This window comes from Microbacterium sp. AZCO (assembly GCF_039614715.1).
In the GTDB taxonomy this organism is placed as follows: Bacteria; Actinomycetota; Actinomycetes; order Actinomycetales; family Microbacteriaceae; genus Microbacterium.
Genome location: NZ_CP154857.1, coordinates 3369794 through 3392871, shown reverse-complemented (window position 1 = coordinate 3392871; position 23078 = coordinate 3369794). Strand labels below are relative to the sequence as shown.

The following is a 23078-nucleotide window of genomic DNA, read 5'->3' as shown; positions in this document are numbered from 1 at the left end:
CATGGAGTTCGACCTCGGCGCACTGTCGCGGCATCCCGATGTCGAAGCACCCGAGCTGTACGCGGTCGACGCCGCCGACCGGCTCCTCCTCGACGAGGCCGCGGACGCGCTGAGCACCGCACCCGCGGGAACCGTCGTCGTCATCGGTGATTCCTACGGCGCGCTCACCCTCGGCGCCGCCGTCCGGCACGGCGTCCGGGGCATCCGCGTGCATCAGGATCCGCTCGCCGGCGAGCGGGCGCTCGCCGCCAACGCCGACCGCGTCGGCGTCGCGCAGACGTGGGAGCGGCACGATCTCGACGCCTCGCTCACGGCCGGTGCGGAAGTCGTGCTGCTGCGTCTCCCTCGCTCGCTCGACGCGCTGAGTGAGATCGCGGAGGCGATCGCTCAGCACGCGGCCCCGGCCGTGCGCGTCTTCGCGGCCGGCATGGTCAAGCACATGGCCGTATCGATGAACGACGTGCTCCGGGCGAGCTTCGGCCGCCTCGATGTCAGCCATGCCCGGCAGAAGGCCCGCGCACTCATCGCGAGCGAGCCCCTTCCCGGGGTGCCGATGAGCTGGCCGCGCCGGGAGACAGACCCGGGCACCGGTCTCGTCGTCGTGGCGCACGGCGCGGCCTTCGCGGGCGCGGCCGTCGACATCGGCACACGATTCCTGCTGCAGCACCTGGATGCCGCGCCCCGCGCGACCGAGGCGATCGACCTCGGCTGCGGCACGGGCGTCATCGCGACGTGGCTCGCGCGCGAGCGGCCGGAGCTCCGTGTCGTCGCGACCGACCAGTCCGCCGCCGCCGTCGCCTCCGCGAGGGCGACGACGCTGGCGAACGGCGTCGCCGACCGCGTCGAGGTCGTGCGCGACGACGCGCTGTCGAGCCGGCCCGACGGGAGCGCGGAGCTCATCGTGCTCAACCCGCCCTTCCACATCGGCCACGTCGTGCACCGCGGGATCGCGCTCAAGCTCTTCGCGGAGGCGGGACGTGTGCTCGCGCCGGGCGGCGAACTGTGGGCGGTGTGGAACTCGCACCTGCGGTATCGCCCCGACCTCGAGCGGCTCGTGGGTCCGACGCGTCAGATCGCCCGGAATCCAACCTTCACGGTCACGGCGTCACGCAGGTGAGCGCCACTCGCGGTCGAGGATCGCGTAGGTCTCGGTATCGGTCCACTCGCCCTTGAGCCAGAGGTTCTCCAGGTGGTGCGCCTCGTGCCGCATCTCGAGACGGCGGCAGAGGGCGGCGGATGCCGCGTTGCGCGGATCGAGCTCGGCGATCACCCGGTGCAGCTCCAGCTCGCCGAAGGCGAGGTCGAGCAGGAGGGCGGCGGCCTCCCGGGCATAGCCCTTGCCCTGCGCGGCCGGGCGCAGCATCCACCCGATCTCCGCCGTCCGGTCGGCGGCGCTCTCGATCCGCAGGAGCACGGTGCCGAGGAGCTCGCCCGACCCGTCGCGGATCGCGGGCTGCACGAAGTCCCCCGACTCGGCGAGGCGGCGGTTGCCGGCATCCCGTTCCAGGACCTTCTGCACCTCGTCGCGCGACCGCGGCTCGAAGAGCAGGAAGCGGCAGACCTCGGGATCGGATTGCAGCGCATAGAGCGCGTCGAAGTCGTCGTCGCGCACGAGGTCGAGGTGCACGCGTTCGCCGTCGAGCGGATGGAAGTCCCAGGGCAGGCCCATGCCGCCATCCTGCCTCAAACTGCAAACTTGATATGAGTCGGCTCAAGTTCATTTGACGCGGGTGGGTGGCCTGAGTATCCTTGAGTCATCGCGGCTCAACCCCTCGACAGGCTCGGGGACCAACCCCGACGGGATGGGGAAGAGCACGCGAGACAGACTTCACGAAAACCCTGGGGCGCGGCATCCGCCCGCCCTCAAGAAGGAGAGAGAAACACATGGCACGTGCTGTTGGAATCGACCTCGGTACGACCAACTCGGTCGTGAGCGTCCTCGAGGGCGGCGAGCCCAAGGTCATCGCGAACGCCGAGGGCTTCCGCACCACCCCGTCGGTGGTCGCGTTCACCAAGGACGGCGAGGTGCTCGTCGGCGAGACCGCCAAGCGCCAGGCCGTGACGAACGTCGACCGCACCGTCGCGTCGGTCAAGCGCCACATGGGCACCGACTGGTCGTTCGGCGTCGACGGCAAGAAGTGGACGCCGCAGGAGATCTCCTCGCGCATCCTCCAGAAGCTCAAGCGCGACGCCGAGCAGTACCTCGGCGACACGGTGACGGATGCCGTCATCACGGTTCCCGCGTACTTCAACGACGCGGAGCGTCAGGCCACGAAGGAGGCCGGCGAGATCTCGGGCCTCAACGTCCTGCGCATCATCAACGAGCCCACCGCGGCCGCGCTCGCGTACGGCCTCGACAAGGGCAAGGAGGACGAGCTCATCCTCGTCTTCGACCTCGGTGGCGGAACGTTCGACGTCTCGCTCCTCGAGGTGGGCAAGGACGACGACTTCTCCACGATCCAGGTGCGCGCCACCGCGGGTGACAACCGCCTCGGCGGCGACGACTGGGACCAGCGCGTCGTCGACTACCTGATCAAGCAGTTCAAGGACCAGACCGGCGTCGACGTCTCGGGCGACAAGATCGCGCTGCAGCGCCTCAAGGAGGCCGCCGAGCAGGCGAAGAAGGAGCTCTCGTCCTCCACGTCGACGAGCGTCAACCTCCCCTACCTCTCGCTCACCGAGAACGGCCCCGTGTCGCTCAGCGAGACGCTCACGCGCGCCAAGTTCGAGGACCTCACGAAGGACCTCCTCGACCGCACCAAGAAGCCGTTCGAGGACGTCATCCGCGAGGCGGGCATCAAGGTCGGCGACATCGACCACGTCGTGCTCGTCGGCGGCTCGACCCGCATGCCCGCCGTGTCGGAGCTCGTCAAGCGCGAGACCGGCAAGGAGCCCAACAAGGGCGTGAACCCGGACGAGGTGGTCGCCGTCGGCGCCGCCCTCCAGGCCGGTGTCCTCAAGGGCGAGCGCAAGGACGTCCTCCTCATCGACGTCACGCCCCTGAGCCTCGGCATCGAGACCAAGGGCGGCATCATGACGAAGCTCATCGAGCGCAACACCGCCATCCCGACCAAGCGCAGCGAGACCTTCACGACGGCCGACGACAACCAGCCGTCGGTCGCGATCCAGGTCTTCCAGGGCGAGCGCGACTTCACCCGTGACAACAAGCCGCTCGGCACGTTCGAGCTCACGGGCATCGCGCCGGCGCCCCGCGGCATCCCGCAGATCGAGGTCACCTTCGACATCGACGCCAACGGCATCGTGCACGTGTCCGCCAAGGACAAGGGCACGGGCAAGGAGCAGTCGATGACGATCACGGGCGGCTCGTCGCTGCCCAAGGAGGACATCGAGCGCATGGTGCGCGAGGCCGAGGAGCACGCCGCCGAGGACAAGAAGCGCCGCGAGTCGGCCGAGGTGCGCAACCAGGCCGAGACGCTGTCGTACTCGATCGACAAGCTCATCAAGGACAACGACGACAAGCTCCCCGCCGAGGTCAAGACCGAGGTCCAGGCCGATGTCGACGCCCTCAAGGCGGCGCTCGCCGGTGACGACGACGACGCGGTCAAGGCCGCGTTCGACAAGCTGAACGCGTCGCAGGGCAAGCTCGGCGAGGCGATCTACGCCTCGTCGCAGGCCTCGCAGGCGGCTCAGGATGCGCCGGCCGACGGCCCGTCCGACGGCCAGCCTTCGTCCGGCGCGGACGAGGACGTCGTCGACGCCGAGGTCGTGGACGACGAGGACCCGTCGACCGGCTCGGAGCAGGCGAAGTAACGATGACGGACAAGGACTTCACGAACGAGGTCCCCGGTGGCGAGGACCCGGAGGCGCAGGCTTCCGGGTCCGACCCGCAGGAGGGGACGGATGCCGCCGGCGACAACGAGCTGACGATCGACGACATCCTCGGCACGGAGCAGAACGCCGACGCCGCCGCGGAGGACGCGAAGCTGGCCGACCTCGAGTCGGCCCTGCTCCTCGACCTCAAGCGCCTGCAGGCCGAGTACGCCAACTACCGCCGCCGCACCGAGGAGCAGCGCCAGATCGAGATCGAGCGCGCGAAGGGCGAGGCCGTGAAGGGCCTCCTCCCCGTGCTCGACGACCTCGACCGCGCCGCCAAGCACGGCGATCTGGTGGAGGGCAGCCCCTTCGCCCAGATCGGCGAGAAGGTGCGCGCCGTGGCCGAGCGCCTCGGCGTCACGGCGTACGGTGAGGCGGGCGAGGTCTTCGACCCGCAGCAGCACGAGGCCATCTTCCAGGCGCCGACGCCCGGCGTCGAGGTGCCGACGGTGCTCGAGGTCGTCGAGGTGGGCTACCGCCTCGGCTCGGTCGAGCTGCGACCCGCGAAGGTCGTCGTCGCCGTGCCCGCCGACCCTGCGACGGGCTCAGGGACCGCTTAGGAGGCTCATGGCCAGCCAGGACTGGTTCGACAAGGACTTCTACAAGGTCCTCGGCGTCTCGAAGGACGTCAGCGAGGCTGACCTCAAGAAGACGTACCGCAAGCTCGCGCGCACGCACCATCCCGATTCCAATCAGGGGGATGCCGCGGCCGAGGCGAAGTTCAAGGAGATCAGCGAGGCGTACTCGGTGCTGTCCGATCCCGAGCAGCGCAAGGAGTACGACCAGATCCGGGCCATGGGCGCCGGGGGTGCCCGCTTCACGGCGGGCGGCCAGGGCGCGGGCGGCTTCGAGGACGTCTTCTCGATGTTCGGCCAGGGCCGCGCCCCCGGCGGCGCTCGCTACCAGACCACGGGCGACTTCGACGACATCTTCGAGATGTTCAACCAGCAGCAGGGCGGGCGCTTCGGCTCGGGCCGCTTCGGTCAGCCGACGGGCGGGTTCCGCGGCTACGGCGGACCCACCCGAGGCTCCGACGTGACGGCCCGCACGACGATCGACTTCGTCACCGCGACGCGGGGCGAGACCATCACACTGCAGGGCGAGGACGGCAAGCCGTTCAAGGTGAAGATCCCGGCCGGCGTCGCCGACGGGCAGAAGATCCGGCTCCGCGGACGCGGTCGCCCGTCGCCCGACGGCGGCGAGTCAGGAGACATCGTCGTGTCGGTCACGGTGCGCCCCCATCCGGTCTTCACGCGGGACGGTCTCAACCTGCGCCTGACGGTCCCGGTGACCTACACCGAGGCGGTCTTCGGCGCGACGATCGAGGTGCCGACGCTCGGCGGAGACACCGTCAAGCTCCGGGTCGCGCCGGGCACGCCCTCGGGCCGGGTCCTGCGCATCAAGGGCCGCGGGGTCGAGAGCGCCAAGGGCACGGGCGACCTCCTCGCGGAGGTGCAGGTCGCGGTGCCATCGCACCTCGACGACGCGGCCCGCGACGCGCTCGAGCGCTTCCGCGAGCTCGAGCCCAAGGAGAATCCGCGCGCCGACCTCATGGCGAAGTCGCGCACGTAGTGGACGAACCGGTCGCCTCGCGCCCCGCGGGGCGACCGGCCTGAACAGGAGGTGAGGGGAATGGGCGTCGAAGACATCGACGAGGATGCCCCCATCTTCGCGATCGCCGTCGCGGCCGAGCTCTCCGGCATGCATCCGCAGACGCTGCGCCAGTACGACCGGCTCGGCCTGGTCGTGCCGGCGCGGACGCAGGGCGGCTCGCGCCGCTACTCGCTGCGCCACGTGCAGCAGCTGCGGGAGGTCGCCCGCATGTCGGCCGACGGCATGGGCCTTCCCGCGATCGCCCGCATCCTCGAGCTCGAGGATCGCGTGCGCGAGCTGCACCTGAGGGTGCGCGACCTCGAGGACCGCGTGCGCACCGAGATCGAGCGCCGGCCGGGTGCCCGCGTCTTCGCCGCCGGCGCCACGGGGGCCGTGGTGACCCTCCGGCACGGCACGCGCGTCCGCCGCGCCACCGAGCTCGTGCTGTGGACGCCCCGGCAGAGCATCGAGGCGGCCGATGAGGGGAGGGATGCCGGCACCTCCGCCGGCATCGACGTCGGGCCGGCGACCCGCCCGGACGCGCCGCCGCGATCCGGCCCTGCCGCCCCCGAGGCTCGCTGACCTCCCGTCCCGGGCCGGCGGGGGAGGCTCAGCCGATGGCGCTCGCCGCCGCCCGGACGACGCTCTCGCTGTCGACGTGCTTCGGGTTCGCCGCGACGAATGCGTCGAAGTCGGCCTTCGAGAGGTTCGCGTAGGCGTACGCCCACTCGAGGATCGCCTCGCCGACGATGCGTCCGTTGCCGATGTAGCCCGCGACCTGCGCCGCGTTCGGGGACTGCGCGTGCGCCCGGGCGAGCACGGAGGCGCACGTCTCGGCGTACTGCCGGAACAGCGGATCCTCCAGCTCGTCCATCTCGACGCCGCCCTTCATGTCGTTGAACTGGCGCACGTAGAAGTCCCCCGCGTAGGCGCGCAGGTGTCCGAGGAACGGGTCGGAGACGGCCTGCAGGATGCGCTGCATGGCGACGACCCGGCCGCCCTCGCCGTTCTCGGCGATGTGCTCGGCGACGGCGGGGGGCTGCTCGATCCTGCCGTACTGCTCGAGCACGCTCCGCCCCGCCTGCTTGCCCTGCAGGATGAGGGCGTTCTCGTCGCCGTCCTGCAGCAGCACGAGCGTGCAGAGCGTGCCGACGCTGCCGACGCCCACGACGCGCAGCGCGATGTCGGTCACCGTGTACTGGTTGAGCACGAGCCGCACGTCGACGAGTGCCGACTGGGCGTACTTGCGCATATTGTCGTGCAGGCGCCCCTCGATCTCGGGCGTCGTGTGCGTCATGGTCGGCGGACGCTCGACGAACCGCAGCCGGCCGTCGTCGCCGAGGGTCGTGAGCTTGCGCGCCGCCCGGTCACCCGTGCGCTTCTCCGCCTCCTTGATGGCCGCGCGCATCGTGCGCTGCGACTCGGGGTCCATGGCGGCGAGACCCGACTCGGCGTCGAAGTGCTCGAAGTACCGGCGGACGCTGCTGCGCTTGGCGTTCGACCCCATCGACCGCGCGTACGTGCGCACGGCCGCGAGCGCGGCATCCTCCACGATCTCGGTGTCTCGCGAGGTCGCCTGGCCGGCGATCACGATGCTCGTCACGAGTCGCTTGACGTCCCACTCCCACGGAGCCCAGGCGGATTCGTCGAAGTCGTTGAGGTCGAACATGAGGGTGCGCTGCGCCGAGGCGTAGAAGCCGAAGTTCGACACGTGCGCGTCGCCGCACGAAGCGACGAGGATTCCGCTGTGCGGGTCGTTCGCGAGATCGGCCGCCTGGATCGCCGCGGTTCCGCGGTAGAAGGCGAAGGGGCTCGCCGACATGCGCTCGATCCGCAGCGGGATGAGCTCCTGCAGGCGAGCCGCGTTCTGCTCATCGAGGATGCCGAGCGGGTCGCGCTCGCCGACCGTGAGATGGGCCAGGGCGCTGCGGGGCGTGCGCTCGCGCGCCTCTTTGCCCTCCGCCATCCGCTCGGCCACCGTGGACGGCCGCGTCCATTCCAGGGAAGACTCGCGCACCTCGCTCATGCGCACATCATGCCACCCGGGCGTGGCCGCGGCGACGGCGTCATGCACGGCGGATGAGGCCCCGGCGGTGCGCCGCCGACCGGGCGGGAGCCGGCTCTAGAGTTCAGGCATGCAACGCGGACCGGAGGCGATCCAGAGGTGGGAGGACCGCACCTACTGGCCCCTCATCATCGCGTCGCTGCTGTGGCTCATCGCGTACTCGTGGAAGTCCATCACCGACGCGCAGGGCGAGACGGCGATCGTCCTCTGGGCGGTCATCGGCGTCACGTACATCGCCTTCGTCTTCGACTACCTCGTGCGGCTCGTCCTCGCCAAACCTCGAGGGGCCTGGTTCCGGGGCCACCTCCTCGACCTCGCGATCGTGGCCATCCCCATGCTCCGAGCGCTGCGGCTGCTGCGCGCCTTCATCTCGTTCGGCACTCACCGTCAGTCGGCCGGAACGGCCCTGCGCAGCCGCATCGCCGTCTACGGCGCAGGCGCCTCGCTCCTGGTCATCTACCTGTGCGCGCTCGCCGTCCTCGACGCCGAGCGCCACGCCCCGAACGCCAACATCGTCGACTTCGGCGACGCGATCTGGTGGGCGTTCGTGACGGTCGCGACGGTCGGCTACGGCGACTACTATCCCGTGACCGCGCTCGGGCGCATCTGGGCAGTCGCCCTCATGGCGGGAGGCATCGCGATCGTCGGCACCGTCACGGCGACAGTGTCGTCGTACGTCATCGAGAAGGCGGCACGCGGCCGTGACGACGACGAGCCGGCGACGCGCGGGCAGATGCGCGCCGTCGCGCAGCAGATCACCCAGCTCGCCGTCGACCTCGGCCGACCGGCACCGGACGAAGGGACCGACACGTGACCCCTGCCCCGCGCGAGCGCACGCTCGAGTCGATCTCGCTCGCCCTCGGCGCCGCCGCCTTCGTGGTCGTCGCGCTCACGGCGATGATCGCCTTCCGCTTCCAGCCGGCGCCGATCGCGGGTCCCGGCTCCGTCGGGCAGTTCGCCGCCGTGTCGTCGGCACTCGTCGCGATCGTCGCCTTCGTCGGCGGACGCCTCGTCGCCCGCCGAGGACGCTATGGCGCGCTCGACATCGTCGACCTCGCGGCCCTCGCCTTCGCGCACGCCGTCATCGCACTGCTCAGCTGGACGCTCGTGTCGGTGATCTTCGAGCAGGCCTTCATCGGGGCCGAGGTGTTCCCGATCGCCGCGATCGTCCTCTCCGGCGCGGTCGCGGCCGTCACGGCGTACGTGGCGTTCTTCTCCGCGACGCACATGGACCTGGACCTGCTCGCGATCATCCTCGCGACCTTCCTCGTCGAGGGCATCGTCGCCAGCATGCTCACCGCGACCGATCCGCTCTGGTGGCAGCAGCACCTGAGCTCGCTCGGGGTGACCGGCGACGTGTCGTCGCTCGCGTTCAACCTGACGCTCATCGTCGCGGGGATCATCGTCACGACGCTCGCGCGCGCCGCGACCGCCGGCATCCCGACGACGCATCCGCAGGGCATCGCCCGCGTGCGCCTGTCACTCATCCTCGTCGGCGTCTTCCTCGCGTTCGTCGGGGTCTTCCCGGTCGACGACTGGTTCTGGATCCACACGGCATTCGCGTCGGGCATGGCGGTCGTGTACGCCGTGCTCGTCATCCGCCTGCCGGTCTGGATCCCGGGCATGGCGCGCACGTTCATCTACCTCGGATGGGTCTTCCTCGCCGTCGTCGTCGCACTCGGCGTCTTCTATGCGATCGGGTACTACACGCTCACGGCGGTCGAGCTCGTCGCCGGAACCCTCGTGTTCACGTGGATCATCCTCTTCATCCGCAGCGCCGCCGCGCTCCAGCAGGACCTCGGTCAGGAAGGGGTGGATGCCGCACGCACTGCCGCTTCTCGGGCAGGATGAGTCCTGACCCGGAGGAGAGTCAGATGACCGACACCACCGCCGCCCCTCGCCTGAGCGTCCGCACGCTCGTGCTCATGGCGGTCCCCGCCCTGCTGATCGGCATCGGCTCCGCCGTCGTGCTGAGAGCCCTCGACCTCGTGTCCGAGCAGCTCATGCACTTCCTGTGGGACTGGCTGCCCGGCCAGTTCGGCGCCGACGAGAGCACCCCGTGGTGGATCTTCCTCATCCTCACCCTGACCGGCGCCGCGGTCGGCGCGATCGTCTGGCTCGTGCCGGGTCACGGCGGTCCCGACTCGGCGACGACCGAGCTCGGCGGGCCGCCGCCCAAGCTCGGTGCGGTGCCGACGATCCTGCTCGTCGCGATCCTCGGCCTCGCGGGCGGCGTGAGCCTCGGCCCCGAGAACCCGACGATCGCGGTCAACTCCGCCCTCGCGGTCGCGGTGTTCGGCCGGCTCTCGACCAAGATCCCGCCGGCGCTCCTCGTCATGCTCGCCGTCTCCGGCACGATCGGCGCGCTCTTCGGCACGCCCGTCGCCGCGGCGCTGATATTCACCGGCACCGTGGGAGCCCTCGCGCTGCCGGGCTCCCTGTGGGACAAGCTCTTCCTGCCCCTCGCCGCCGCCGGCGCGGGAGCCGTCACGATGCTCCTCCTCGGGGGCGAGTCGATCTCGTTCACCCTCGAGCCCATGGGCGCGATCCAGCCGATCTACCTTCTCCAGGGCTTCCTCATCGCGGCTGTCTCGGCGATCCTCGGCATCGTCGCGGCGTTCCTGTTCCCCTACCTCCACAAGGCGTTCCACGCTCTGCGCAACCCGATCATCTTCACGACGATCGGCGGCATGATCCTCGGCGTGCTCGGCATCATCGGCGGGCCCATCACGCTCTTCAAGGGACTGGAGCAGACGGCCGAGCTCCTCGAGCACCCCGAGGACTACAGCGCCTCTCAGCTCGCGCTGTTCACGGGCGTCAAGATCGTCGCCCTCCTCATCGCCGCGAGCGCCGGCTTCCGCGGTGGCCGCATCTTCCCCGCGGTGTTCGTCGGCACGGCCTTCGGCCTCCTCGCGTTCGCGCTCTTCCCCGGCATCCCGATCTCCCTCGCCGTCGCCTGCGGCGTGATGGGGATCACCCTCGCCGCGACGAAGGACGGTTGGATCGGCATCTTCGTGGGGATCGCGCTGTGCGGCGACATCACGGTGCTGCCGCTGCTGTGCCTCATCATCCTGCCGGTGTGGCTCATCGTCACGAAGGCGCCCGAGCTCACGGTGCACCCGCCGGAGAAGGCGCCGGCGGCCGCCCCGGCGAAGGCGTAGCTCAGACGCTGTCGGAGGGCACGAGCGGCGGCAGGCCGGGGTCGCTCGTGACCGTCCCGCCGGCGCCGTGCTGCGAGAGCGAGTCGGACACGGCGCGCACGACGTCGGCGACGACCGTGAGGCCGTCGGCGGGGGCGTGCCAGAAGAGCACGCGCGCCGTGATGCGCTCGGGAGAGATCGACACCGGGATCGCCCGGGTCGCCTCGCCGGCGTCGACGCCGGGGATGGATGCCGCGACCGCCGCGAGACGAGCGAGCAGGTCGTCGACCTCGGCGCCGGCGCGCTCCGCGCGCACCTGCACCTCGCTGCGGCGAAGGCCCCGCGTCGAGTGGTTGACGACGGGCTCCTGCACCATCTTGGCGTTGGGCACGTGGACGGTGCGACCGTCATAGGTCTGCAGCACGACGGTGCGCGAGTTGAGGTCGGTCACGACGCCCGTGAGGGGCTTGCCGTCCACCCCCTCCACCTGGATCTCGTCGCCGAGCATCACCGGCTGGCTCGCCTGCAGCACGACGCCCGCCGCGAAGTTGTCGGCGACCCCCCGCAGCACGAGCACCGCCACCACGGCGAGCACGACGACGATCGCGAGGAGCGGCTGCATGTTGACGCCGAGGACCGCGAGGGCGATGCCGACCGAGAGCAGCACGATCGAGTACGACACCGCGCGGCCGATGAAGGTCGTGACGAGCTCGGAGACGCCCGGCGCACGACGGAGGAGCAGGACGGTCGCCTTGCGGCCGAGCCGCGCGAGCACCCAGCCCGCGATGACCACGACGACGGCGACGAGTATCTGCCACCACTCGACCGACGTGGGCAGGAGCGCGCTGAGATCCACGCGCTCACGATAGCGACGTCTCCGCAGCGCGCCCCGCCGGTGCCCCGGCGGCGCGCCGCTAGCCTGACGCCGTGAAGGCATCCCGACCGCAGCAGCCGGCCGCCGCGCCCGCCCCCGCCCCCGTCCTCTCGCCGGCGCTGCGGACGCTCCTCGGGCTCGCTGCCGCCGTGATCGCGCTCGCCGGGGTCTCGTATGCACGGGAGCTCGTCGGCCCGCTCGCGCTCGGCGCCGTGATCGTCATCATCTGCCACCCCGTGCGGTTCCCGCTCGAGCGTCGGGGGTGGCCGCGCTGGCTCGCGACGACGGCCGTCATCGTCGTCGGCTACCTCATCCTCGCCGTCATGGCGCTCCTGCTGTTCTTCGCCGGTGCGCAGTTCGCCCAGCTCGTCGCCGACTACGCCGACGAGCTGCGGGCGTCGGCGCAGAGCGTGCTGCAGACGCTCCAGTCGATGGGGCTCGATCAGGAGGCGGCCGACGCAGGAGCATCGGTGCTCAAGCCCGAGAACGTCCTGTCGTTCGCGACGTCGCTGGGCGGTCAGGTGCTGAGCGCGCTCACGGCGTTCTTCTTCGTGCTCGCCTACGTCATCTTCATGGCGGTCGACGGCGCGAGGTACACGACGGCCGAGGCATCCTTCGGCCCCTCCCGCCGCCCGACGATCCGCCGTGTGCAGGTGTTCAACTCGGGGGTGCGCCGGTACTACGTCGTCAACGCGACGTTCGGCGCCATCGTCGCGATCATCGACGGCCTCGCGCTCTGGGCCCTCGGCGTCCCGGCGCCCGCCGTGTGGGCGATCCTCGCGTTCGTCACGAACTTCATCCCCAACATCGGCTTCGTGCTCGGGCTCATCCCGCCCGCCGTGCTCGCCCTCGTCGTCGGGGGCTGGCCGCTCGCCCTCGCCGTGGTCGCGATCTACTGCGTCGTCAACGTGACGCTGCAGGTGCTCGTCCAGCCGAAGTTCGTGAGCGACGCCGTGAGCCTCAGCCTGACGCTGAGCTTCTTCGCCGTCATCTTCTGGACGTTCATCATCGGGCCGCTGGGCGCGATCCTGTCGATCCCGCTCACGCTGCTCGTACGCGCGCTCGTGTTCGAGGGGGATCCGGGCGCACGGTGGCTGCGCTGGCTCTCGGGTGATCGGGATGCCGCGCCCCTGGCCGCGGAACAGCCGGATTAGGGCCGGGGAGGCTCGATCCGCAGGACCGTCGGCGACTCGCCAAGCGTCAGGTCGTCGACGACGCGGAGGGTGCGGGCGAGGTCGTCCACGCTCCCCATGACGATGCCGAAGCGCTCCCGGTCGGAGCAGACGGCCGTGACGGTCACGAAGTGCGTGCCGGTGTCCCACGTGTAGGTCGCGAACGGCGGCGTGCGACCGTCCTTCGGAAGCGGCATCGCGAGCTTCTCGCCCGAGCCCAGATACGGATTGCGGAAGTCCTCGGTGTCGTCGTACTCCATGGGCATCATGGCGCGCGCCGTGCGCAGCTGCGGCGTCGCCTCCTGCACCTGGGCCATCACGACGAGGAGGTCGGGATCGGCCTTCCACACCCACACGAGCACGCGTCCGCCCGCGCGCCGCATGAGGAACGGTGCCGCCTGGCTCATGCTCCACGCGAGGAACCCGCTGCCGGGACGCTCCGTGGCACCCACCGCGCGGTTCGCCTGGGTCAGCAGCATCCTGATCGCCGCCTTGCGGTGCCGTCGGCCGCGCAGGCCGAACGATTCCGTCATGGGCACCCAGAGGGTCGCGTCGGCGTCCGCCTGCAGTCGGGGCATGCCTCCAGGGTAGGCCGGGCTTGGTGAGCCCTAGTTGAGAGCAGAGGTGAGGCGAGCGACGCCGTCGTAGAACGTGGCCGAGCGCGGCTCGCGGCGCCACTCCTCGAGGGTCAGCTCGCGGCCCGCCTGGCGGTAGCCCTCCTCGACCTCGCGCATGCCCGCCACGAACGATGCGCCCCGCACGAGCACCGAGACCTCGGAGTTGAGGCTGAACGAGCGGATGTCCATGTTGCTCGACCCGATGACGGCGATGTCGTCGTCGACGGAGAAGTGCTTCGAGTGCAGGATGAACGGCGCGGGGTAGAGGAAGATCCGCACGCCCGCTTCGAGCAGCACGCCGTAGTACGAGCGCTGCGCGTGCCAGACGAGCCACTGGTCGCCGATCTCGGAGACGAACAGCTGCACCTCGACGCCGCGCTCACACGCCGACGTGATGGCGTACACCATCGCCTCGTCGGGCACGAAGTAGGGGCTCGTGATGATGAGCTTCTCGGTCGCGCCGTAGATGAGGGAGAGGAACAGGCGCAGGTTGTTCTCGGTCGTGTAGGTGGGGCCGCTCGGGATGACCTGGCACACGAGATCACCCTTGGGTGCGATCGTCTCGACGGCCACGTACTCCTGACCGGCGAGCTGCTCGCCGGTCTCGATCGCCCAGTCGGAGAGGAAGACGACGTTGAGGGCGGAGGCGGCGGGTCCGTCGACGCGCGTCACGAGCTCCTGCCACTTGAGGCCGCGCTTCTGGTTCTTGGGGGAGTCGTAGCTGCGGTCGATGAGGTTCTGCGATCCCGTGTAGGCGACGACGCCGTCGACGATCACGATCTTGCGGTGGTTGCGCAGGTCCGGGCGCTGGTACTTGCCCTTGAACGGCTGAACCGGCAGCATCCAGGCCCATTCGACGCCGATGCGGTCGAGCTCCGCCGTCATCTCCTTCGAGTTCGGCACCTTGCGCGTCGCGATGTGGTCGGCGAGCAGCCGCACCTTGACGCCGCGCTTGACCGCGTTCTCCATCGCCGTGAAGAAAGGTCGCGTCGTGTCGTCGAACCCGATGATGAAGAACTCGACGTGCACGTATCGCTGGGCCCGGTCGACCTCCTCCGCCATCTCCAGGATCGAGCCGTTGTAGTCGCCGTTGAGCGTCATCGCGTTGCCGTGGAGAGCGGGGATGCCGGTGAGCTCCTCCGCCTGCTGCAGCACGCGCTGGAACCACCGGGGCTCATCGGCGTGCGGCGGGTCGAGCTTGGAGAGCGCCACGCGCTCCCGGATCTGCGCGTCGATGCGGGCCTGGGCCTCCATGCGGGCCTTCGGCAGCTTGATGCTGCCGATGAGCAGGAACAGCAGGATGCCGAGATACGGGAAAAGGAAGATCGCGAGCAGCCACGCCATGGCCGCCGTGGGCTTTCGGCGCTTGGGGAGGATGAGCAGCGCCAGGACGATGATGGCGAAGTTGACGACGGCGCCCGCGATCCAGATGAGGTTGGCGCCCAGTACCGGTTCCATGGCGAGGTCTCCCGACGTCGAGGGCGGGGGGCGCGGTCCCCCCAGCCGCTGTCCTGGAACGCTACCGCGCCGCGGCCCATCGACGATCACCCTGACGGGGTGAGGAGTCGGCCGCGCGCAGACGCGCCGCGCGAGGCCGCGGTTCTAGAGTGGCGCAATGAGCGATTCGCCTGCCGTGCCCGGCGCGCCCGCGACGGCCCCGGCCGACCCGGTCGCGGCGCTCCTCCCCGAGGTTCCGGCGCACATCGACACCGGGTTCCGGGCGCGTGTGCTCGCCGTCATCGACCGCCCGCTCGTCGCCGGCTTCGCCGCGACCCTCGGCGTGCTCGCCGCGCTCGTGCTCGGCAGCGCCATCTTCTCGATCTCCACGATCCTGGCCTACATCGTGCTGGCGCTGTTCCTCTCGCTCGGACTCGATCCGATCGTCCGACTGCTCGAGCGGCACAACGTCAAGCGGGGCGCCGGCATCGGCATCGTGTTCGGGGCGTTCGCGCTGCTCATGGTGCTGTTCCTCGTCTTCGTGCTGCCGCCCGTGCTCGCCCAGATCGGCCAGTTCTTCGAGGCGATCCCCAAGGCGCTCGACGAGATCCCGCAGTCGGAGTGGTTCCTCGCCCTCCCCGCGGAGTGGCAGGCCGGCCTCGGCACGGCGATCGACCAGCTCGCGGCGACGCTCTCCGACCCCGCCTTCCTCGCCGCCATCGGAGGCGGCGTGCTGCACGTGGCGGCGGGAATCGTCGGCGCCATCTCGGGCGGCTTCATCGTCGTCGCCCTCACGCTGTACTTCCTCGCCTCGCTCGGCGCGATGAAGGGCGCGCTCTACTCGCTGGCCCCGGCGCGCAACCGCCCCAAGCTCACCGACATGACGGAGCGCATCACCGACTCCGTCGGCAGCGCCCTCATCGGCTCGGTGACCCTCTCGTCGCTCAACGCCGCGGTCGTCTTCGTGCTGCACCTCGTGATCGGCCTGCCGTTCCCCGCGCTCATGGCGGTCATCGCGTTCGTCATCACCCTCATCCCGCTCTTCGGCTCGGTGATCTTCTGGATCCTCGCCTCGGTGATCGCGCTCTTCTCGAGCCCGCAGCAGGCGCTCGTCTTCTTCATCGCCTACCTCGTGTACATCCAGATCGAGTCGTACGTCGTGAGCCCCCGCGTCATGAACAAGGCCATCTCGATCCCGGCGGCGCTCGTGCTGATCGCCGCGATGGTCGGCGGCACCCTGATGGGCGTGCTCGGCGTGCTCATCGCGCTGCCGATCACGGCATCCGTCCTCCTCATCATCCGAGAGGTCGTCGTGCCGAAGCAGGACCTCAAGGTCTAGCCGCCCCGGCGCGCTCCGAAGACCCTCGGAGGCCCTCGGGTAGAGTGGGTTCCGCGTCGGAGGCATCCCTCGGCGCGCGCCGCAGAGATAGGCAGCCACCGATCCCGTGACTCCCCCCGCGACTCCTGACACCCCCGACGCCGCAGAGCCCGCCGACACCCGCGCGCCCTCCGAGCCGCTGACGATCCTGATCGGCGCCGACACCTTCGCGCCCGACGTCAACGGCGCGGCCCGCTTCGCCGAGCGCCTCGCCGCCGGCCTCGTCGCCCGCGGACACGACGTGCACGTCGTCGCTCCCAGCGTCACGCACTTCAAGCGCGGCACCTTCCGCGAGGTCATCGAGGGCGAGGAGATGACGGTCCACCGGCTGCCGTCCTGGCGCTGGTACCCGCACGACTGGCTCCGGTTCGTCATGCCGTTCCGGTCGAAGTACTACGCGCGCCGCGTTCTCGCCCAGGTGCAGCCCGATGTCGTGCACATCCAGTCGCACATCATCATCGGGCGAGGCCTCACGCGCATCTCGCGCCAGCGCGGCATCCCGGTCATCGCGACCAATCACGTCATGGCCGAGAACGTCCTCGACTTCACGGTGCTGCCGGCATCCTGGACCCGCTTCGCGATCAAGCTCGCGTGGGAGGACGCCAAGCGCACCTTCGACATGGTGCGCGCGGTCACGACGCCGACGCGCAAGGCCGCGGAGTTCCTCGAGCGGACGATCGCCGTCGAGAATGTCATCCCGATCAGCTGCGGCATCGACCGGTCGAACTACACGCCCGACCTCACGCCGCGTGACGCGAACCGCATCCTCTTCGTCGGCCGTCTCACGACCGAGAAGCGCATCGACGAGGTGCTGCGGGCGATCACGAAGCTCGACCCCGCGCTCGACGTGCACTTCGACATCGTGGGTGGCGGGGATCAGCGCCGCAACCTGGAGCAGCTGACCCATCAGCTCGGCCTCGAGTCGCGGGTCACGTTCCACGGCCACACGTCCGAGGAGGAGCTGCGGGAGCTGTACTCGCGGGCGAGCCTCTTCGCGATCGCCTCGATCGCCGAGCTGCAGTCGATCGCGACGATGGAGGCGATGGCCTCGGGCCTGCCGATCGTGGCGGCGAACGCCGTCGCCCTGCCGCACCTCGTGCACGACGGCGAGAACGGCTACCTCTTCGAGCCGGGCGACGTCGACCAGCTGGCGGCGCGTCTCACCGACGTCCTGACCGCCGCCCCCGAGGAGCGGCTGCGCATGCAGCGGGCCTCGCTCGAGGGCGTCAAGGTGCACGACATCCACCGCACGCTCGACACGTTCGAGGCGCTGTACCGCGACGAACCGCTGCCCGAGTAGCCCGCCGTGCACGTCGTGATGTTCGGCGACCAGCACGTCGAGTCGCTCGGTGGCGCGCAGGTGTCGATGCGCCTGCAGCGGCGGTTCCTCGAGCGTGCGGGGCACACCGTCACGATCGTCGCGCCCGCGCTGCACGGCCCGCGCGGGCGAGCGGTCGCGCCCGACGCGGCCTACCTCGACATGCCCTCGATCCCCATCACGGCCGACCGGGAGTACTCGCTCACGTGGCCCGGCGCCCGCACCGACAGATGGGTGGATGCCGCGCTCCGCCGCCGTCCCCCGGTCGACGTCGTGCACGTGCAGGCGGACTTCTGGGGGGCGTACATCGGACATCGCTTCGCCGCGCGCCACGGCATCCCGGTCGTCCACACGATGCACAACCGCGTGGACGTCGGGATCGAGGCGACCGCGCCGTTCCCGGCGACCGTGCTGCGCGTGCTCAACGCCTGGGAGCGCCGCGCGCTGGGTTCACCGGCTGCCGGCGGCGACGGCTGGTCGTACCTGCGACGACTCGCCGTGCAGAGCGCCGCCGTGACGGCCCCCTCGGCGCATTTCGCGCGACGGCTCGAGGCGCACGGCGCGGTGCCGCTGTCGGGGAGCGTCGACGTCATCTGGAACGGCATCGACGACGACGTGCTCGACGCGGCGCTCGCGTCGGAGTCGCCGCGCGCGCCCGGACCGCCGCGGTTCGTGTGGCTCGGGCGCATGAGCCCCGAGAAGCGCCTCCTGCCGTTCCTCGAGGCGGTCGCCGAGTCGGGCGTCGGCGCCGAGGTCGAGGTGATCGGCGGGGGAGGCGAGTTGCGCGCGGCGCGCCGCATCGTCGAGAAGCGCCGGCCGGCGGCATCCGTTCGGTTCGCGGGGAGGCTGCCGTATGCCGAGACGCTCCGGCGCATCGGTGCCGCCGATGCTGTCGTGCAGACGTCGATCGGCTTCGAGACGCAGGGGATGACGGTGTTCGAGGCGGCGTCGCTCGGGACGCCGTCGGTCGTGAGCGATCCCGACATCGCGGCGGAGCTCGGCTCGGGGCTGTGGCCGGTTCAGGATGCCTCGACCGCGGCGCTCGCGGCCGCCCTGCGGCAGGCCGCCGCCGACATCGAGGCCGGCACAGCGCCTGTGCCGGATGCGTCGATCCGCGAGCGGTTCCGCCAGTCCTCACGGACGGCGGCGATGGTCGGGGTCTACGAGCGGGTGCTTGCGGGCTGACCGTGCTCGTCGGGGAGTCGCGACCAATCGGTCGGGACGCGACGGTAGCCGTCAGTGCGAAGGGCGGCGACCGTCGAGGCGATCGCGAGGATCGCGAGGGCTGCGAGAAGAATCACCATGAACATGGCAGGAACGCTACGCTTGCCTCGGAACTGCCACGAGTGGCAGAATGGCCACGCAGCGTACGAATACTGCCACGCTGCGCGAAGCGTTTCCGAGAACCGGGGAGAAGCCGTGAAGACCGTCGCCGTCGTCGTCCAGCAGGGGTTCGCGCCCTTCGAGTTCGGTCTCGCGTGCGAGGCGTTCGGGCTGGACCGGTCGGATGACGGCATCCCGAACTTCGAGTTCCGGATCGTGACGCCCGAGCCCGGGGCGATCCGCTCGAACCTCGGGTTCTCGATCAACGTCGCCGACGACCTCGCCTTCGCGGAGGTGGCCGACCTCGTCGTCGTGACGCCGATCCCGCGGGGGACGTGGGGCAGTGTCGACCTGCGCGTCGCAGGGATCGTCCGCCGTGCCGTCGAGCGCGGCGCCTGGGTGCTGAGCGTGTGCAGCGGCTCGTTCGTCGTCGCCGCGTCCGGTGTGCTCGACGGCAAGCGCGCCACGACGCACTGGAAGTACGCCGACACGATGGCCCGCATGTACCCGGAGATCGAGGTCGACCCCGATGTGCTCTACGTGCAGTCGGGCCGGATCATCACGAGCGCCGGCACCGCGGCGGGCCTCGACGCGTGCCTGCACCTGCTGCGTCAGGAGATCGGCGCCGAGCTCACCAACAAGATCGCCCGGCGCATGGTCGTGGCGCCGCAGCGCGACGGCGGACAGGCGCAGTTCATCGACAAGCCGCTGCCCGAGGTGCAGAGCCTCTCGCTCGCGCCCGTGACGGACTGGATGCTGGAGAACATCCGCCTCGAGCTCACGGTCGACCAGCTCGCCGCCAAGGCGCACATGTCTCCGCGCACGTTCGCACGGCGGTTCAAGGCCGACTTCGGGGCGACCCCCGCCGCATGGCTCGCGCGACAGCGGATCATCCACGCCCAGCGGCTGCTCGAGAAGACCGACCTGGGCCTCGATCGCATCGCCTACGAGAGCGGCTTCGGCTCGGCCGCCGTGCTGCGGCAGAACTTCGCGCGCGTGCTCGACGTGACGCCGACGGCGTACCGCGCCCGCTTCGCGTGCACGACGCCGGCACGGGATGCCGCGGCCGGGCTCGAGCCGATGCCGGAGCCCGTGCTGGAGATCGTCGCCTGACGCGGGGGGGGGTGCTCGATACCGTCGCCTGGCGCGGGGGCCACTGCATCCATAGCCCGTGCTGTGACCGAAAGCCCACGATCTGACCCGTGCACAGCGTGGGCTCTCGGCGAGAGCACGGGCTATGGACGCCCAGGCGCGCCTCGCCTGCCGCGCGGCCCCGCCTGCCGCCCGCGCCTTGCGCGCCACCGTCCCGGTAGCCGGGCGTTGCCCGCGGCATCCTGTATTTGGTAAACTTGAGCCATAACGACTCAAGTTTGAGTCCCGCAGATTTCAGGAGACAGATGAACGCCACGCAGCAGCCCGGGCAGGAGGACGCGCGGAGCGCCCTCGAGCAGTTCGGGATCAACCTCACCGACCGGGCCCGCCAGGGCAAGCTCGACCCCGTCATCGGGCGCGACAGCGAGATCCGGCGCGTCAGCCAGGTGCTGACCCGCCGCACGAAGAACAACCCCGTGCTGATCGGCGAGCCCGGCGTCGGCAAGACCGCCGTCGTCGAGGGCCTCGCGCAGCGCATCGTCGCGGGCGACGTCGCGGAGTCCCTCAAGGACAAGGAGCTCGTCACCCTCGACATCTCCGCGCTCGTCGCGGGCGCGATGTACCGCGGTCAGTTCGAGGAGCGCCTCAAGAGCGTCCTCAAGGAGATCACCGAGTCCGACGGCCGCATCATCACCTTCATCGACGAACTGCACGTGCTGATGGGCGCGGGCGGCGGCGAGGGCTCTGTCGCGGCATCCAACATGCTCAAGCCGATGCTCGCCCGCGGCGAGCTGCGCCTCATCGGGGCCACGACCCTCAACGAGTACCGCGAGTTCATCGAGAAGGATGCCGCGCTCGAGCGCCGCTTCCAGCAGGTCTACGTCGGCGAGCCCAGCGTCGAGGACACCGTCGCGATCCTGCGCGGGCTCAAGGAGCGCTACGAGGCCCACCACAAGGTCGCGATCGCCGACGGCGCGCTCGTGGCCGCGGCATCCCTCAGCCACCGCTACATCCCGAGCCGCCAGCTGCCCGACAAGGCGATCGACCTCATCGACGAGGCCGCCAGCCGCTTGCGCATGGAGATCGACTCCGCGCCGCTCGAGATCGACGAGCTGCGCCGGCACGTCGACCGGCTCAAGCTCGAGGAGCTCGCCCTCAAGAAGGAGAAGGACGAGGCCTCGAAGGAGCGCCTGGCGGCGCTGCGCGAGCAGCTCGGCCAGGAGCAGGCGAGGCTCGACGAGCTGCAGGCCCGCTGGGAGCGCGAGCGCGCGTCGCTCAACCGCGTCGGCGACCTCAAGACCAAGCTCGACGCCGCCCGTATGGAGGCCGAGCGCGCGCAGCGCGAGGGCAACCTCGAGAAGGCGTCGCGGCTGCTGTACGCCGAGATCCCGGCGCTCGAGCGCGAGCTCATGACCGCCGAACGCGAAGAGCCCGCGGGCGAACGGATGGTCAACGACCAGGTCACCGAGGAGGACATCGCGGCCGTCATCGCCGCGTGGACGGGCATCCCCGTCGGGCGCCTCATGCAGGGCGAGACCGAGAAGCTGCTGCACCTCGAGGCCGAGCTCGGCAAGCGCCTCATCGGGCAGAAGGATGCCGTCAAGGCGGTGTCGGATGCCGTGCGCCGGTCTCGCGCGGGCATCAGCGACCCGAACCGCCCGACCGGCTCGTTCCTCTTCCTCGGCCCCACCGGCGTCGGCAAGACCGAGCTCGCGAAGGCCCTCGCGGAGTTCCTCTTCGACGACGAGCACGCCATGGTGCGCATCGACATGTCGGAGTACGGCGAGAAGCACTCGGTCTCGCGGCTCGTCGGCGCCCCTCCCGGCTACATCGGCTACGAGCAGGGCGGCCAGCTGACCGAGGCCGTGCGGCGTCGTCCGTACTCGGTCGTGCTGCTCGACGAGGTCGAGAAGGCGCACCCCGAGGTCTTCGACGTGCTGCTGCAGGTCATGGACGACGGACGGCTGACCGACGGCCAGGGCCGCACGGTCGACTTCAAGAACGTCATCCTGATCCTGACGTCGAACCTCGGCTCGCCGATCCTCATCGACCCGACGCTGTCGTTCGACCAGAAGCGCGAGCAGGTGCAGGGGCTCGTGCGGCAGGCGTTCAAGCCGGAGTTCGTGAACCGCCTCGACGACATCGTGATCTTCTCGGCGCTCACCGAGGACGACCTCGCGCAGATCGTCGAGCTCGCCGTAGACGCGCTGCAGCGCCGCCTCCGCGACCGCCGCCTGACGCTCGCCGTCACGCCCGAGGCGCGCACGTGGCTCGCCGAGCGGGGCTACGACCCCGTATTCGGCGCGCGGCCGCTGCGCCGGCTCATCCAGTCCGAGATCCAGGACCGTCTCGCGATGGCCCTGCTGTCGGGCGGGGTCCGCGACGGCGACGTCGTGCGGGTGGATGTCTCCGCCGACGGCTCGTCGCTCGTGCTGACGAGCGACGGCCCCGAGGCGCCCGCCACGGATGACGACGTGATCGAGGCCGAGCTTCTCGACGATTGACCCGCCTCATACGACGAACCCACATTCGCAGACCGACCCCACACTCTGCGGACGCGCGCGGAGTGTGGGGTCGGGAGCGGAGTGTGGGTTCGCGGGTCGGGCGGAGCTCAGTCGTTGACGATGACCGACTCGGCGACGGGGCGGCGGAGGCGCGGAGCGTTCTCGCGGGCCTGCAGCTCCTCCGACGCCTGGCGGATGTCGCCGAGCTCGCCGACGGCCATGACCGTGATCGGCAGAAGGGCCGCGTCGAGGCCGAAGCCGGCCGCGATCGCCTCGTGGTCGAAGCCGCCCATCTGGTGGGTCGAGAGGCCGTTCGCGTGCGCCTGCACCGTGAAGTGGGCGGCGACCTGACCGGCGTCGTACTCGGCCCAGCGGAGGGCGTTGCCGTCGCGCTCGGTCTCGGCGATGAAGACGACGAGCACCGCGGCGTCGCCCGCCCAGGCGCTGTTGAAGCCCGCGAGCGAGGCCAGGATCTTCGCGTGCGCGGCGGAGCCGCGGCGCGCCACGATGACTCGCCACGCCTGCGTGTTGGCGGCGGTCGGAGCCCAGCGGGCGGCCTCGAGCGCGCTCGCGAGCGCGGCCTCGTCGATGACGGCGTGGCGGTCGAAGATGCGGGTGCTCCAGCGCTCCGCGAGGACATCGATGATCGGGGCGTCGGTCTCGGCGGTGCGGTCGGTGAGGGTGGACATGTGGCGTCTCCTTGGAGTCGGTTCGTTTGCCGGGACGCCGTC

The 23078-nt window shown here is 70.5% G+C and carries 20 protein-coding genes and 1 pseudogene; 14 read left to right on the top strand and 7 right to left on the bottom strand.

Going from position 1 to position 23078, the window contains the following annotated elements; all coding sequences use genetic code 11:
• Position 1 precedes the first annotated feature (1 nt).
• Positions 2-1117 (top strand): methyltransferase, encoded by a 1116-nt coding sequence (locus AAIB33_RS15490; RefSeq protein ID WP_345800855.1) that lies wholly within the window; start codon positions 2-4, stop codon positions 1115-1117.
• Here the strand turns inward: AAIB33_RS15490 and AAIB33_RS15485 are convergent.
• The gene (locus tag AAIB33_RS15485; protein ID WP_345800854.1) at positions 1106-1669 is read right to left on the bottom strand and encodes a GNAT family N-acetyltransferase; all 564 of its coding nucleotides are present in this window, start codon (positions 1667-1669) and stop codon (positions 1106-1108) included. The genes AAIB33_RS15490 and AAIB33_RS15485 overlap by 12 nt on opposite strands.
• A 215-nt stretch (positions 1670-1884) precedes the next feature.
• On the opposite strand from AAIB33_RS15485, the gene dnaK reads away from it, so the two are divergent.
• From dnaK to AAIB33_RS15465, 4 genes and pseudogenes are all read left to right on the top strand, one after another.
• Entirely contained in the window at positions 1885-3771 is a 1887-nt protein-coding gene (gene dnaK / locus AAIB33_RS15480; RefSeq protein ID WP_345800853.1) for a molecular chaperone DnaK, read from the top strand.
• Positions 3772-3773: 2 nt separating this feature from the next.
• Entirely contained in the window at positions 3774-4394 is a 621-nt protein-coding gene (locus AAIB33_RS15475; RefSeq protein WP_345800852.1) for a nucleotide exchange factor GrpE, read from the top strand.
• A gap of 7 nt (positions 4395-4401) precedes the next feature.
• Positions 4402-5406, top strand: coding sequence for a DnaJ C-terminal domain-containing protein (locus AAIB33_RS15470; RefSeq protein WP_345800851.1), 1005 nt, complete (start codon positions 4402-4404; stop codon positions 5404-5406).
• Positions 5407-5466: 60 nt separating this feature from the next.
• Positions 5467-5886: pseudogene (locus AAIB33_RS15465) on the top strand (MerR family transcriptional regulator); the annotation flags it as partial.
• 151 nt (positions 5887-6037) lie between these two features.
• Here the strand turns inward: AAIB33_RS15465 and AAIB33_RS15460 are convergent.
• On the bottom strand, positions 6038-7453 hold the full coding sequence (locus tag AAIB33_RS15460; protein WP_345800850.1) for a DUF2252 domain-containing protein: 1416 nt from the start codon (positions 7451-7453) through the stop codon (positions 6038-6040).
• A gap of 109 nt (positions 7454-7562) precedes the next feature.
• Between AAIB33_RS15460 and AAIB33_RS15455 the strand changes: the two genes are divergently transcribed.
• The 3 genes from AAIB33_RS15455 to AAIB33_RS15445 are packed head-to-tail and all read left to right on the top strand — an operon-like array spanning position 7563 to position 10653.
• Complete coding sequence (locus AAIB33_RS15455) at positions 7563-8306, top strand: ion channel (RefSeq protein WP_345800849.1); 744 nt, start codon at positions 7563-7565, stop codon at positions 8304-8306.
• On the top strand, positions 8303-9343 hold the full coding sequence (locus AAIB33_RS15450; protein WP_345800848.1) for a hypothetical protein: 1041 nt from the start codon (positions 8303-8305) through the stop codon (positions 9341-9343). The genes AAIB33_RS15455 and AAIB33_RS15450 overlap by 4 nt, the downstream gene beginning before the upstream one ends.
• 23 nt (positions 9344-9366) lie before the next feature.
• Positions 9367-10653, top strand: coding sequence for an ion channel protein (locus AAIB33_RS15445; RefSeq protein ID WP_345800847.1), 1287 nt, complete (start codon positions 9367-9369; stop codon positions 10651-10653).
• A 1-nt stretch (position 10654) separates the two neighbouring features.
• Here AAIB33_RS15445 and AAIB33_RS15440 read toward each other — a convergent pair whose 3' ends face one another.
• Complete coding sequence (locus tag AAIB33_RS15440; protein WP_345800846.1) at positions 10655-11488, bottom strand: mechanosensitive ion channel domain-containing protein; 834 nt, start codon at positions 11486-11488, stop codon at positions 10655-10657.
• A gap of 71 nt (positions 11489-11559) precedes the next feature.
• Between AAIB33_RS15440 and AAIB33_RS15435 the strand changes: the two genes are divergently transcribed.
• Positions 11560-12660 (top strand): AI-2E family transporter, encoded by a 1101-nt coding sequence (locus AAIB33_RS15435; protein WP_345800845.1) that lies wholly within the window; start codon positions 11560-11562, stop codon positions 12658-12660.
• Here the strand turns inward: AAIB33_RS15435 and AAIB33_RS15430 are convergent.
• The gene (locus AAIB33_RS15430; RefSeq protein ID WP_345800844.1) at positions 12657-13256 is read right to left on the bottom strand and encodes a hypothetical protein; all 600 of its coding nucleotides are present in this window, start codon (positions 13254-13256) and stop codon (positions 12657-12659) included. The two genes, AAIB33_RS15435 and AAIB33_RS15430, sit on opposite strands and share 4 nt — an antisense overlap.
• Before the next feature lie 30 nt (positions 13257-13286).
• Entirely contained in the window at positions 13287-14753 is a 1467-nt protein-coding gene (gene cls / locus AAIB33_RS15425; RefSeq protein WP_345800843.1) for a cardiolipin synthase, read from the bottom strand.
• 157 nt (positions 14754-14910) lie between these two features.
• Between cls and AAIB33_RS15420 the strand changes: the two genes are divergently transcribed.
• The 3 genes from AAIB33_RS15420 (at position 14911) to AAIB33_RS15410 (ending at position 18613) form a co-directional block, all read left to right on the top strand.
• The gene (locus AAIB33_RS15420; protein WP_345800842.1) at positions 14911-16071 is read left to right on the top strand and encodes an AI-2E family transporter; all 1161 of its coding nucleotides are present in this window, start codon (positions 14911-14913) and stop codon (positions 16069-16071) included.
• Between the two features lie 178 nt (positions 16072-16249).
• Entirely contained in the window at positions 16250-17410 is a 1161-nt protein-coding gene (locus AAIB33_RS15415) for a glycosyltransferase (RefSeq protein ID WP_345803454.1), read from the top strand.
• A gap of 6 nt (positions 17411-17416) precedes the next feature.
• Positions 17417-18613: a glycosyltransferase gene (locus tag AAIB33_RS15410; protein WP_345800841.1), complete on the top strand. Its 1197-nt coding sequence runs from the start codon at positions 17417-17419 to the stop codon at positions 18611-18613.
• On the opposite strand, the gene AAIB33_RS15405 is transcribed toward AAIB33_RS15410, so the two are convergent.
• Positions 18589-18738 carry a hypothetical protein gene (locus AAIB33_RS15405; RefSeq protein WP_345800840.1) on the bottom strand — a complete coding sequence of 50 codons (150 nt, stop codon included), beginning with the start codon at positions 18736-18738 and terminating at the stop codon, positions 18589-18591. The genes AAIB33_RS15410 and AAIB33_RS15405 overlap by 25 nt on opposite strands.
• A gap of 109 nt (positions 18739-18847) precedes the next feature.
• On the opposite strand from AAIB33_RS15405, the gene AAIB33_RS15400 reads away from it, so the two are divergent.
• Both AAIB33_RS15400 and AAIB33_RS15395 read left to right on the top strand, forming a co-directional pair.
• On the top strand, positions 18848-19864 hold the full coding sequence (locus AAIB33_RS15400) for a helix-turn-helix domain-containing protein (protein WP_345800839.1): 1017 nt from the start codon (positions 18848-18850) through the stop codon (positions 19862-19864).
• 284 nt (positions 19865-20148) lie between these two features.
• A complete protein-coding gene (locus tag AAIB33_RS15395) occupies positions 20149-22347 on the top strand; it encodes an AAA family ATPase (RefSeq protein ID WP_345800838.1) in 2199 nt (732 codons plus the stop codon).
• A 107-nt stretch (positions 22348-22454) separates the two neighbouring features.
• Here the strand turns inward: AAIB33_RS15395 and AAIB33_RS15390 are convergent, their stop codons facing one another.
• Positions 22455-23036 (bottom strand): nitroreductase family protein, encoded by a 582-nt coding sequence (locus tag AAIB33_RS15390; protein WP_345800837.1) that lies wholly within the window; start codon positions 23034-23036, stop codon positions 22455-22457.
• Positions 23037-23078: the final 42 nt, after the last annotated feature.

What these genes read in the sequence shown, in the direction of transcription:
- AAIB33_RS15490 (WP_345800855.1), top strand. Translation starts at nt 2, where the DNA reads ATGGAGTTCGACCTCGGCGCACTGTCGCGGCATCCCGATGTCGAAGCA.
- AAIB33_RS15485 (WP_345800854.1), bottom strand. Translation starts at nt 1,669, where the DNA reads ATGGGCCTGCCCTGGGACTTCCATCCGCTCGACGGCGAACGCGTGCAC.
- dnaK (WP_345800853.1), top strand. Translation starts at nt 1,885, where the DNA reads ATGGCACGTGCTGTTGGAATCGACCTCGGTACGACCAACTCGGTCGTG.
- AAIB33_RS15475 (WP_345800852.1), top strand. Translation starts at nt 3,774, where the DNA reads ATGACGGACAAGGACTTCACGAACGAGGTCCCCGGTGGCGAGGACCCG.
- AAIB33_RS15470 (WP_345800851.1), top strand. Translation starts at nt 4,402, where the DNA reads ATGGCCAGCCAGGACTGGTTCGACAAGGACTTCTACAAGGTCCTCGGC.
- AAIB33_RS15460 (WP_345800850.1), bottom strand. Translation starts at nt 7,453, where the DNA reads ATGAGCGAGGTGCGCGAGTCTTCCCTGGAATGGACGCGGCCGTCCACG.
- AAIB33_RS15455 (WP_345800849.1), top strand. Translation starts at nt 7,563, where the DNA reads ATGCAACGCGGACCGGAGGCGATCCAGAGGTGGGAGGACCGCACCTAC.
- AAIB33_RS15445 (WP_345800847.1), top strand. Translation starts at nt 9,367, where the DNA reads ATGACCGACACCACCGCCGCCCCTCGCCTGAGCGTCCGCACGCTCGTG.
- AAIB33_RS15430 (WP_345800844.1), bottom strand. Translation starts at nt 13,256, where the DNA reads ATGCCCCGACTGCAGGCGGACGCCGACGCGACCCTCTGGGTGCCCATG.
- cls (WP_345800843.1), bottom strand. Translation starts at nt 14,753, where the DNA reads ATGGAACCGGTACTGGGCGCCAACCTCATCTGGATCGCGGGCGCCGTC.
- AAIB33_RS15420 (WP_345800842.1), top strand. Translation starts at nt 14,911, where the DNA reads ATGAGCGATTCGCCTGCCGTGCCCGGCGCGCCCGCGACGGCCCCGGCC.
- AAIB33_RS15405 (WP_345800840.1), bottom strand. Translation starts at nt 18,738, where the DNA reads ATGTTCATGGTGATTCTTCTCGCAGCCCTCGCGATCCTCGCGATCGCC.
- AAIB33_RS15395 (WP_345800838.1), top strand. Translation starts at nt 20,149, where the DNA reads ATGAACGCCACGCAGCAGCCCGGGCAGGAGGACGCGCGGAGCGCCCTC.
- AAIB33_RS15390 (WP_345800837.1), bottom strand. Translation starts at nt 23,036, where the DNA reads ATGTCCACCCTCACCGACCGCACCGCCGAGACCGACGCCCCGATCATC.